Origin of the sequence: Paracoccus binzhouensis, assembly GCF_016446475.1 — a bacterium.
GTDB classification, from domain to species: Bacteria; Pseudomonadota; Alphaproteobacteria; order Rhodobacterales; family Rhodobacteraceae; genus Paracoccus; species Paracoccus binzhouensis.
The window spans coordinates 1-9,419 of record NZ_JAEHFP010000148.1; the positions used below are offsets into that span (position 1 = coordinate 1).

General features: G+C 69.0%; 11 protein-coding genes and 1 tRNA gene. 10 read left to right on the forward strand and 2 right to left on the reverse strand.

What is annotated here, in order from left to right; translation table 11 throughout:
• From I9P22_RS21705 to I9P22_RS21730, 6 genes are all read left to right on the forward strand, one after another.
• A partial coding sequence (locus tag I9P22_RS21705; RefSeq protein ID WP_332909060.1) for an ADP-dependent NAD(P)H-hydrate dehydratase occupies window positions 1–295 on the forward strand: 295 nt, incomplete at its 5' end.
• An 80-nt stretch (window positions 296–375) separates the two neighbouring features.
• Window positions 376–460, forward strand: a tRNA-Leu gene (locus tag I9P22_RS21710).
• A 220-nt stretch (window positions 461–680) separates the two neighbouring features.
• On the forward strand, window positions 681–1,742 hold the full coding sequence (locus I9P22_RS21715) for a CaiB/BaiF CoA transferase family protein (RefSeq protein WP_199262048.1): 1,062 nt from the start codon (window positions 681–683) through the stop codon (window positions 1,740–1,742).
• A 186-nt stretch (window positions 1,743–1,928) separates the two neighbouring features.
• A complete protein-coding gene (gene rplU, locus I9P22_RS21720) occupies window positions 1,929–2,348 on the forward strand; it encodes a 50S ribosomal protein L21 (protein ID WP_199262049.1) in 420 nt (139 codons plus the stop codon).
• A 19-nt stretch (window positions 2,349–2,367) separates the two neighbouring features.
• Complete coding sequence (rpmA, locus tag I9P22_RS21725; RefSeq protein WP_199262050.1) at window positions 2,368–2,640, forward strand: 50S ribosomal protein L27; 273 nt, start codon at window positions 2,368–2,370, stop codon at window positions 2,638–2,640.
• Between the two features lie 114 nt (window positions 2,641–2,754).
• The gene (locus tag I9P22_RS21730) at window positions 2,755–3,300 is read left to right on the forward strand and encodes a GNAT family N-acetyltransferase (protein WP_199262051.1); all 546 of its coding nucleotides are present in this window, start codon (window positions 2,755–2,757) and stop codon (window positions 3,298–3,300) included.
• A gap of 493 nt (window positions 3,301–3,793) precedes the next feature.
• Here I9P22_RS21730 and I9P22_RS21735 read toward each other — a convergent pair whose 3' ends face one another.
• Window positions 3,794–4,300: a hypothetical protein gene (locus tag I9P22_RS21735; RefSeq protein ID WP_199262052.1), complete on the reverse strand. Its 507-nt coding sequence runs from the start codon at window positions 4,298–4,300 to the stop codon at window positions 3,794–3,796.
• Window positions 4,301–4,443: 143 nt separating this feature from the next.
• On the opposite strand from I9P22_RS21735, the gene I9P22_RS21740 reads away from it, so the two are divergent.
• Window positions 4,444–4,851: a SufE family protein gene (locus tag I9P22_RS21740; RefSeq protein ID WP_199262053.1), complete on the forward strand. Its 408-nt coding sequence runs from the start codon at window positions 4,444–4,446 to the stop codon at window positions 4,849–4,851.
• 2 nt (window positions 4,852–4,853) lie between these two features.
• Here the strand turns inward: I9P22_RS21740 and mnmA are convergent, their stop codons facing one another.
• Entirely contained in the window at window positions 4,854–6,023 is a 1,170-nt protein-coding gene (gene mnmA / locus I9P22_RS21745) for a tRNA 2-thiouridine(34) synthase MnmA (RefSeq protein ID WP_199262054.1), read from the reverse strand.
• A gap of 166 nt (window positions 6,024–6,189) precedes the next feature.
• On the opposite strand from mnmA, the gene sciP reads away from it, so the two are divergent.
• The 3 genes from sciP to ligA all read left to right on the forward strand — a co-directional run.
• Window positions 6,190–6,474 carry a CtrA inhibitor SciP gene (gene sciP / locus I9P22_RS21750; protein WP_199262055.1) on the forward strand — a complete coding sequence of 95 codons (285 nt, stop codon included), beginning with the start codon at window positions 6,190–6,192 and terminating at the stop codon, window positions 6,472–6,474.
• Window positions 6,475–6,557: 83 nt separating this feature from the next.
• Window positions 6,558–7,274, forward strand: a complete 717-nt coding sequence (ctrA, locus tag I9P22_RS21755; RefSeq protein WP_199262056.1) for a response regulator transcription factor CtrA — start codon at window positions 6,558–6,560, stop codon at window positions 7,272–7,274.
• A gap of 114 nt (window positions 7,275–7,388) precedes the next feature.
• The coding region (ligA, locus tag I9P22_RS21760) for an NAD-dependent DNA ligase LigA (protein ID WP_199262058.1) at window positions 7,389–9,419 on the forward strand (2,031 nt) is incomplete at its 3' end.

Consider the following 9,419-nt stretch of genomic DNA (forward strand, 5'->3'; position numbering starts at 1 on the left):
CGGCTGCGTGGTGCTGCTGAAGGGCCCGGACACGGTGATCGCGGCGCCGGGGGGCGCGGCGCGCATCGCCGCCGCGGTGGGCGAAGCGCAGGCGCCCTGGCTGGCGACGGCCGGTGCGGGCGACGTGCTGTCGGGCATCGTCACCGGGCTGCTGGCGCGCGGTTTCGCGCCGCTGGAGGCCGCCGCGACCGGCGCCTGGCTGCATGCCGAGGCGGCACGCGATTTCGGCCCCGGCCTGATCGCCGAGGACCTGCCCGAGCGGATCCCGGCGGTGCTGCGGGGCCTGGGCTGCTGAACTTTTCCGCTCGCAAGCCGGGCGGGGCTTTGCTAAGAGGGGCGCCGATCCGCCGCCGCCCGGCCGGTGCGGATCGGGATGCGGGTGTGGCGAAATTGGCAGACGCACCAGATTTAGGTTCTGGCGCCGCAAGGCGTGGGGGTTCAAGTCCCTCCACCCGCACCATGGCGAAATCACCGGACAGGCTGCGCGGGTCCGGGGGCCGTTCGGATTGGGCCGGGGTCGCCTCGACTTGCCTTGGCCGCAGGCCGCGCTTGCCTTCGCGGCGAATCTGACCCACGGTCGCCCGGACCGCTGCGGTGCCGCCGTGCTGCCGCGTAACCTCGACCCCCTGTGTGCCCATGCCAAGACCCGCTTTCCCCGCCCATCCTTCCCGGACCCTGCCGTGAGCGGCGCGCTTTCCGGCCTGCGCATCGTCGAGATCGCCGGGCTTGGCCCGACGCCCTTCGCCGCCATGTGGTTCGCCGATCACGGCGCGCAGGTGCTGCGCATCGCCCGGCCCGGCGCACGGCATATCTTCGGGCTCGAACGCGACGTGCTGGATCGCGGCCGCGACTGGCTGGAGCTGGACCTGAAATCGCCGGCGGGGCGCGACCTGGCCCGCGACCTGATTCTGCGCGCCGATGCGCTGATCGAGGGCATGCGGCCGGGGGTGATGGAGCGGCTGGGTCTTGGCCCCGGGGACTTTCCCGCCAACCCCCGGCTGGTCTATGGCCGCATGACCGGCTGGGGGCAGGCGGGTCCGCTGGCGCATTCCGCCGGCCACGACCTGACCTATATCGCCATCACCGGGGCGCTGCACGCCATCGGCCCTGCCGCGCATCCGGTGCCGCCGCTGAACCTGGTGGGGGATTTCGCCGCCGGCTCGATGCATCTGGTCGCCGGCATGCTGGCGGCGGTTCTCTCGGCGCGCGAGACCGGGGAGGGACAGGTGGTGGATGCGGCAATCTCGGACGGGGTGGCGCATCTGATGGCGATGATCTCGGGGATGCGGGCGGCCGGCATCTGGCAGGACGCGCGGCAGGCGAACCTGCTGGACGGCGGCGCGCCCTATTACGCCTGCTATCCCTGCGCTTGCGGCGGCTTCCTGGCCATCGCCGCCATCGAGCCGCAATTCTGGGCCGAGCTGATCCGGCGGTTGGGCCTCTCGGCGGAGGATCTGCCCGATCGCGCCGATCCGGCGAACTGGCCGGCGCTGCGGGCGCTGCTGGCGGCGCGCATCGCCACCCGCAGCCGCGACGACTGGGCGGCGGCGCTGGAGGGCACGGATGCCTGCGCCGCGCCGGTGCTGTCCATCGACGAGGCGCCGCAGCATCCGCACAACCGCGCCCGGGCGGTGTTCTCGGGCTCCGAGCCGCGGCCGGCACCGCTTCTGTCGCGCACGCCGGGCCGGTTGGGGCCGGGGCGGCGCATCTCTGCGCAGGAGGCGCAGGATCTGTGGCGCTGAGGCGGCATTTCTGTTGACTTGCCCGGCCGAATCCGCGATATACCCGCGACCGGCCGGGCGCATGTCCGTTGCCGGCATGTTATTTTGAACCTCACCCGCAAGGGTGCGCTGTCCGCAGGCGGGGCCCGACCCCATCAACCTCCGCGATGCGGGGCCGAAGGACGCGGCAGAACAAGGAAAGACGGAATGTTCGCAGTTCTGAAGACGGGCGGCAAGCAATACCGGGTCCAGGCCGGTGACGTGCTGCGCGTCGAAAAGCTGAACGCCGAGGCCGGCGACAAGGTCCAGTTCAACGAGGTGCTGATGATCGGCGCCACCGTGGGCGCGCCGCTGGTCGCCGGTGCCGCCGTGCAGGCCGAGGTCATCGACACCATCAAGGCCGACAAGGTCATCACCTATGTCAAGCGCCGCCGGAAGCATTCCTCGCAGCGCACCCGCGGCCATCGCCAGCAGCTGACGCTGGTCCGCATCACCGACCTGCTGGAAAAGGGCGGCGACAAGACCGATGTGAAACCGGCCGTCGGCGCCCGCACCAAGCTCGAGGCGGCGCAACCGGCGAAAGCCAAGAAGTCGAAAGCCGAAGCCTCGGCCGAAGACGCCAACTGAGGCAGAAGGAGACTGAACCATGGCACATAAGAAAGCAGGCGGTTCGTCCCGCAACGGCCGCGATTCCGCCGGCCGTCGTCTCGGCGTGAAGCTCTATGGCGGCCAACAGGCCGTCGCCGGCAACATCATCGTGCGCCAGCGCGGCACCACTTGGTGGCCGGGCCAGAACGTCGGCATGGGCCGCGACCATACGCTGTTCGCCCTGACCGACGGCCGGGTGACCTTCCGCAAGGGCCTCAAGGGCCGCACCTATATTTCCGTGCTGCCCGCCAATCTCGAGGCTGCCGAGTAAGCCGATTTTAACACTCTCGGTGCTAAAAAAGGGGGATCGGCGCAGGCCGGTCCCCTTCGCGTTTGCGGATATCGCACCCATATGATTGCGAGTGAATTGGGGGAGAATAGTGACATGAACGAATTGATTGCCTCGGATGCGCGGCAGGTCGAGATCGTGACGGAGCGTTTCGTGCTGCGCCCGCTTCGGGCGTCGGATGCGGGGCTCATCGCGCATTACACCGCCGACCGCCGCGTGGCCGAGGGAACCCGTTCGATCCCGCACCCCTTGCCGCCCGGCGCGGCCGAGGCCTATGTCCGCCGCGCCATGGCCGTGGACCGCGACGAGGATGTCTGGGCCATCGACGGCTCGGCCAACAAGCTGGCGGAACTGCTGGGGGTGGTTTCCCTGACCCGCATCGACAAGGAACAGTCCGAACTGGGCTTCTGGATCGGCGCCGGTTTCTGGAACACCGGCTTCGCCACCGAGGCGGTCTCGGCCCTGGTCGAGGCGAATCCGCATCGCTCGCGCACGCTGTTCGCCGAGGCGTTCCAGGACAATCCCGGCTCGGCCCGGGTGCTGACGAATTGCGGCTTCGAGTATCTGGGCGATGCAGAAAGCTGGTCGGTGGCGCGCAACACCCGGGTGCCGACCTGGACCTATCTGCGCAAGATGGGCTGAGCGGTCCGGCCGCAGACCAGCCCGCGGGGGCCCGCCTGCGTGCGGGCCCTTTTCGTCGGGGGCGTCCGTCGGCCATCCCGATGGAGAACGGGTTTGCGACGCATCCCCTGGCAAGGGTCAAAGGCCGCAGGTTTAAGGCCCGGCGCACCGTTGTGGATGAATCCTCCGCAATTGCCGTCCGCGGCTGCATGGCACAGTGTCCGAAGATGGGCTTGCCATGGACCCATCGCGACGGCTGACAGCGATGGACACGCGCTCACCCAGGGGGCGCGGTCCGCAGGTTGCGAGGGCGCGTGCTGCGGCGTCATGCTGCTGCGGGGCGGCGAGCCGGTGGCGGGCGCGGCGCCGCGGCCCTGTCGGCATGAGTATTTGGGGAACGAAGAAGATCGTGCCGCCGCAAGCGGGGGCCGCGCGAGGCGCTTCTTCGTTCTGCAAATACTCATGGTGCTGCTCGTGCCGTCGGCGCCGGCCTGGCAGGTCCGGGCGTTGCGGCTCAGCGGCGCAGGCTGACGGCATTCGCCGCGCCGGTGATGACCACCTCGCGCAGCTCCGGCAGCACGGCGTTCGGGATGGTCATGGCCACCGTCACCGTGTCGCTGGCCGGGTTGGGCGGGTTGGCGGCGGCAAAGGTGTCGGCCAGGGGCGGCTTGCCGACCAGCCGCAGCCGCAGCACGCCGTTCTGGTCGGGGCGAATGCGGCCGCGCGGCATGGGCGCCTCGGTGACCAGCGCCACGTCCCACCAGCCCTTGCTGGCGGCAAGCCCGGTCACGACCAGCATGCGGCCTTCGTAGAGCGGTTCCCATTTCGCGCTGGTGACATGGGCCATGGGAACACGGCCGTCCTGCACCGTGGTCGGATAGCCGCCCTCGGGTTCCAGGGTCTGCGGCTGCTGCGAACCGCCGAACCAGCGCATCGGGTTCAGGCCGCTGTCCCCCATGCGGCCGCATCCGGCCAGCACCAGCATCGCACAGGCCAGAGTGCCCAATGTCCTTGTCCGCATGAACGCTGCCCCCGCTTGTCCCATCGCTTCTTGCCGCAGTGATAGGGCAAGTCGGGCGGGGGTGAAAGCCTCTTTGACCTTGCAGCCGCTGCGCGCTATGCCATTTGCGCCCGCATGATTGCGGGCATGCGAAAGGACGTCCCATGGCCACCCCCGCCTTTGAAGAGATCGCCGAGGCCTTCGATTTTCTCGAGGATTGGGAAGAGCGCTATCGCCATGTCATCGAACTGGGCAAGGCGATGCCGCCGATGGATCCGGCGTTGCAGGTTCCGGCCACCAAGGTCGAGGGCTGTGCCAGCCAGGTCTGGATCATGCCGCGGATCGAGGCCGGTCATTTCGATTTCCAGGGCGACAGCGACGCGCTGATCGTGCGCGGGCTGATCGCCATTCTGCACGCGCTTTATTCCGGGGTGCCGGTGGGCAAGGTGGCGGCGATCGACGCCAGCGCCGAACTGGGCCGGCTGGGGCTGGAAGAGCATCTTTCGGCGCAGCGGTCCAATGGGTTGCGCGCCATGGTCGAGCGTATCCGGCTGCTGGCCGCGGCGGCCTGAGTTCAGCCGCCGCGACGGTGCGAGATCCAGCCGCCGCCCAGCACGCGCGTGCCCTCGGTGGCGTAGAAGACGCAGGCCTGGCCGGGGCTGACGCCTTCTTCCGGGGCCAGCAGTTCGACCTCGGCGCGCCGGTCGCCGGTCACGCGCAGGATCGCCGGCCGCGGCGGCCGGGTCGAGCGGATGCGGGCGGTGATGGCGATCTCGCCCTCGAAGGGCTCGTCGCCCAGCCAGTTCACCTCGGTCACCGGCACGATCCGGGTCGCCAGCGCCTGCTTGGGGCCGACGACGACCCTCCGGCTCTCGGGTTCCAGCCGCACGACATAGAGCGGATCGCCTAGGCCGCCGATGCCGAGGCCGCGGCGCTGGCCGATGGTGTAGTGGATCACGCCGCGATGCGCGCCCAGCACGTTGCCGTCCATGTCGACGATCTCGCCCGGGTCGGCGGCGCCGGGGCGCAGCTTCTCGATCACGCCGGCGTAATTGCCGTTCGGCACGAAGCAGATGTCCTGGCTGTCGGGCTTGTCGGCGACCGAAAGGCCGTATTGCGCCGCCAGGGCCCTGGTCTCGGCCTTGCTGGCCAGCCCGCCGAGCGGGAAGCGCAGGAAATCCAGCTGTTCCTGGGTGGTCGAGAACAGGAAATAGCTCTGGTCGCGGGCCGGGTCGGCGGCCATGTGCAGTTCGGCGCCCTGGGCTCCGTCGAAGCGCCGGATGTAATGGCCGGTCGCCATGCAATCGGCATCGAGTTCGCGCGCGGTCTGCAGGAGGTCGCGGAACTTCACCCGCTCGTTGCAGCGGATGCACGGCACCGGGGTGGCGCCGGCCAGATAGGCGTCGGCGAATTCCTCGATCACCGATTCGCGGAACCTGTTCTCGTAATCCAGCACGTAATGCGGGAAGCCGATGCGCTCGGCCACGCGGCGGGCGTCGTGGATGTCCTGCCCGGCGCAGCAGGCACCCTTTTTCGCCAGCGCTGCGCCATGGTCGTAAAGCTGCAGCGTCACGCCGATCACGTCATAGCCCTGCGCTGCCAGCATCGCGGCGACCACGGAACTGTCGACGCCGCCGGACATGGCGACGACCACGCGCGTCTGCGCCGGCGGCTTGGCGAAGCCCAGCGAATTCATGGTCAGGTCCGGCGCATCGTGGCGCAGAGGGGTGCTTGGCGCTGTCATGGATCGTCCTTGTCGCGGCGCGCCATCGGTCACGCGGCCGCAGTTCGGTACATTTATAGGAAAAATGCGGCAATTCTCAAGGGCGGGCGCCGAGAAACCCGGCGCGACTTCACCGCGATTTAAGAAGTTCGCGGCAGAACCGGACAAGGAAGACAGGGACTTGCCGATGTTCTTGAAGAAAAGCTCCGGCCCGCGCACCGCGATCCTGCCCGATGGCAGCGTGCTGACCCTGGCCGATCTGCCCGATCCGCAGATGCGCTGGGTGGCCAGCCGCAAGGCGGCGGTGGTCGATGCGGTGCATCACGGCCTGCTGTCGCGACAGGAGGCGATCCGCCGCTACGGCCTGACCGAGGAAGAGTTCGATGCCTGGGCCGCCGCCGTGCGCCGGCACGGGCGCAATGCGCTGAAGGTCACCCAGCTGCAGAAATTTCGTCAACCGACGATTGAATAAGACTTAACCGCTTCACCGGTAACGTGATATTAACCTTTTGCGTGGAAATTTTACCGGTGATCTGGTTAGCAAGGGGACAAATCATGCGAATCCTTCTGGTCGAGGACGATCCGACCACGGCGCGCAGCATCGAGCTGATGCTGACCCACGCCAATTACAATGTCTACCGCACCGACATGGGCGAGGAAGGCATCGACCTGGCCAAGCTCTACGACTACGACCTGATCCTGCTGGATCTGGACCTGCCCGACATGCACGGGATGGAAGTGCTGCGGCAGATTCGCATGTCCCGCGTCGATACGCCGATCCTGATCCTGACCGGCTCGGACGATACCGAAAGCAAGCTGCGCGGCTTCGGCTTCGGTGCCGACGACTACATGACCAAGCCCTTCAACCGCGACGAGCTGGTGGCGCGGATCCAGGCGATCATCCGCCGCTCCAAGGGGCACAGCCAGTCGGTGATTCGTACCGGCGAGATGGTGGTGAACCTGGACGCGCGCTCGGTCGAGGTGGGCGGCCGGCCGGTCAACCTGACCGGCAAGGAATACCAGATCCTGGAGCTGCTGAGCCTGCGCAAGGGCACGACGCTGACCAAGGAGATGTTCCTGAACCACCTCTATGGCGGCATGGACGAGCCCGAGCTGAAGATCATCGACGTGTTCGTCTGCAAGCTGCGCAAGAAGCTGGCCGCGGCGATGCAGGGCGAAAGCCATATCGAGACGGTCTGGGGCAGGGGCTATGTGCTGCGCGACCCGGTGGCCGAGCCCCAGAACGCCGAGCGCATGGCCCTGCGCGCCTGACCGCTCCGCCGCCTGACTGCCCGGCGGCCGGGTGCTGGACAATCCGGCCCCGGCCCCGCTATCACCTTTCCCCGGATCATGGCCCGCAAGGGCGGCAGGCAGGCGGAGGGCAGGATGGCCGGAGAAGACGAGGAGCAGGCTGTTCCGGCGGCGAAGGCCGCCCTGCCGCCGGTCTTCGGACTGGATGCCAAGGCCGCGGCCGCGGAACATGCGCGGCTGAGCGAACTGGTGGCGCGCGCCAACCTGGCCTATTACCAGCAGGACGCGCCCTTCATCAGCGATGCGGAATACGATGCCGGCAAGCGCCGGCTCGAGGAGATCGAGGCGCGCTTCCCCCGGCTTGCGCATCCGGCCGGCCCGACGGCGCAGGTCGGGGCCGCGCCCGATACCCGCTTTGCCAAGATCCCGCATCGCCTGCCGATGCTGTCGCTGGAAAACGGCTTCACCCAGGACGATGTCGAGGCCTTTGTGCAGCGGGTGCGTTCGTTTCTGAACCTTGCCGCCGAGGCCAGGCTGGAACTGACGGCCGAGCCGAAGATCGACGGGTTGTCGCTGTCCCTGCGCTACGAGGGCGGGCGGCTGGTCCAGGCCGCGACCCGCGGCGACGGCGCGGTGGGCGAGAACGTCACCGCGAACGCCCGCACCATCGCCGACATTCCCGAGCGGCTTGCCGGCGACGATTTCCCCGATGTGCTGGAGATCCGCGGCGAGGTCTACATGACGCATGCGGATTTCGAGGTGCTGAACCAGTCCGAAACCGGCCGGGTCTTCGCCAATCCGCGCAATGCGGCGGCGGGCTCGCTGCGCCAGCTCGATCCCGCGGTGACGGCGTCGCGGCCGCTGCGTTTCTTCGCCTATGCCTGGGGCGAGGTCAGCGCGCCTTTCGCCGACACACAGATGCAGGCGGTGCGGCGGATGCAGGATTTCGGCTTCCAGACCAATCCGCTGACCCGGATCTGCGCCTCGGTCCAGGACATGCTGGCCGCCTGGGCCGAGATCGAGCAGATGCGCGCGACGCTCGGCTATGACATCGATGGCGTGGTCTACAAGGTCAACGACCTCGGCTATCAGGCGCGGCTGGGCATGCGCTCGACAACGCCGCGATGGGCCCTGGCGCACAAGTTCCCGGCCGAGCGCGCCTGGACCCGGCTGGAAGCCATCGACATCCAGGTCGGCCGCACCGGCGCGCTCAGTCCGGTGGCGCGGCTGCATCCGGTGACGGTGGGCGGCGTGGTGGTCTCGAACGCCACCCTGCACAACGAGGATTATATCGCCGGCCGCGGCGCCGATGGCAGCGAGATCCGCGGCGGCAAGGACATCCGCATCGGCGACTGGGTCGAGGTCTATCGCGCCGGCGACGTGATCCCCAAGGTCGCCGACGTGGACCTGGCCAAGCGCCCTGCCGAGGCCGCGCCCTATGCCTTCCCCCGGACCTGCCCGGAATGCGGCTCGCCCGCCATCCGCGAAGAGGGCGACTCGGTCCGCCGCTGCACCGGCGGGCTGATCTGCCCGGCCCAGGCAGTCGAGAAGCTGCGCCATTTCGTCTCGCGCGCCGCCTTCGACATCGAGGGGCTGGGCGCCAGGCAGGTCGAACTGTTCTATCGCCTGAACTGGATCGCCGAGCCGGCCGACATCTTCACGCTCGAGGAACGGGACGCCGCGGGCCGCAAGATGCTGGCCGGGGATGCCCGCACCTTCTTGGCTCCAGGCGCCGGGCCCGAGCGCGCCGAGGCGGTGCTGGCGGATTACCGCGAGCTGCTGGCCCCGCTGGGCGTCGCCGAGCCCGAGGCCCTGGGCCTGGATCGCGTCGCCGAGGAACTCGAACGGCTTTCCGGCCAGCGCCTTGCCGAGCTGAAGGGCTGGGGCGAGACCAGCGTCGGCAAGCTGTTCCAGGCCATCCAGAAGCGGCGCGAGATCCCGCTGGCGCGGCTCTTGTTCGCGCTCGGCATCCGCCATGTCGGCGAGGTGGCGGCGCAGGACCTCGCCCGCCATTACGGCAGTTGGGAGGCGTTGGAGGCGGCGCTGGACACCGCGCGTCCGGCGGCTCTGGCGCATCGCCTGGCCGAGGAAGCCGCGCAGGCCGAGCGCGAGGCGGCGCTGGCCGAAGGCCGACGCGCCCGCCCCTCCGAGGCCCGCGCCGCGGCG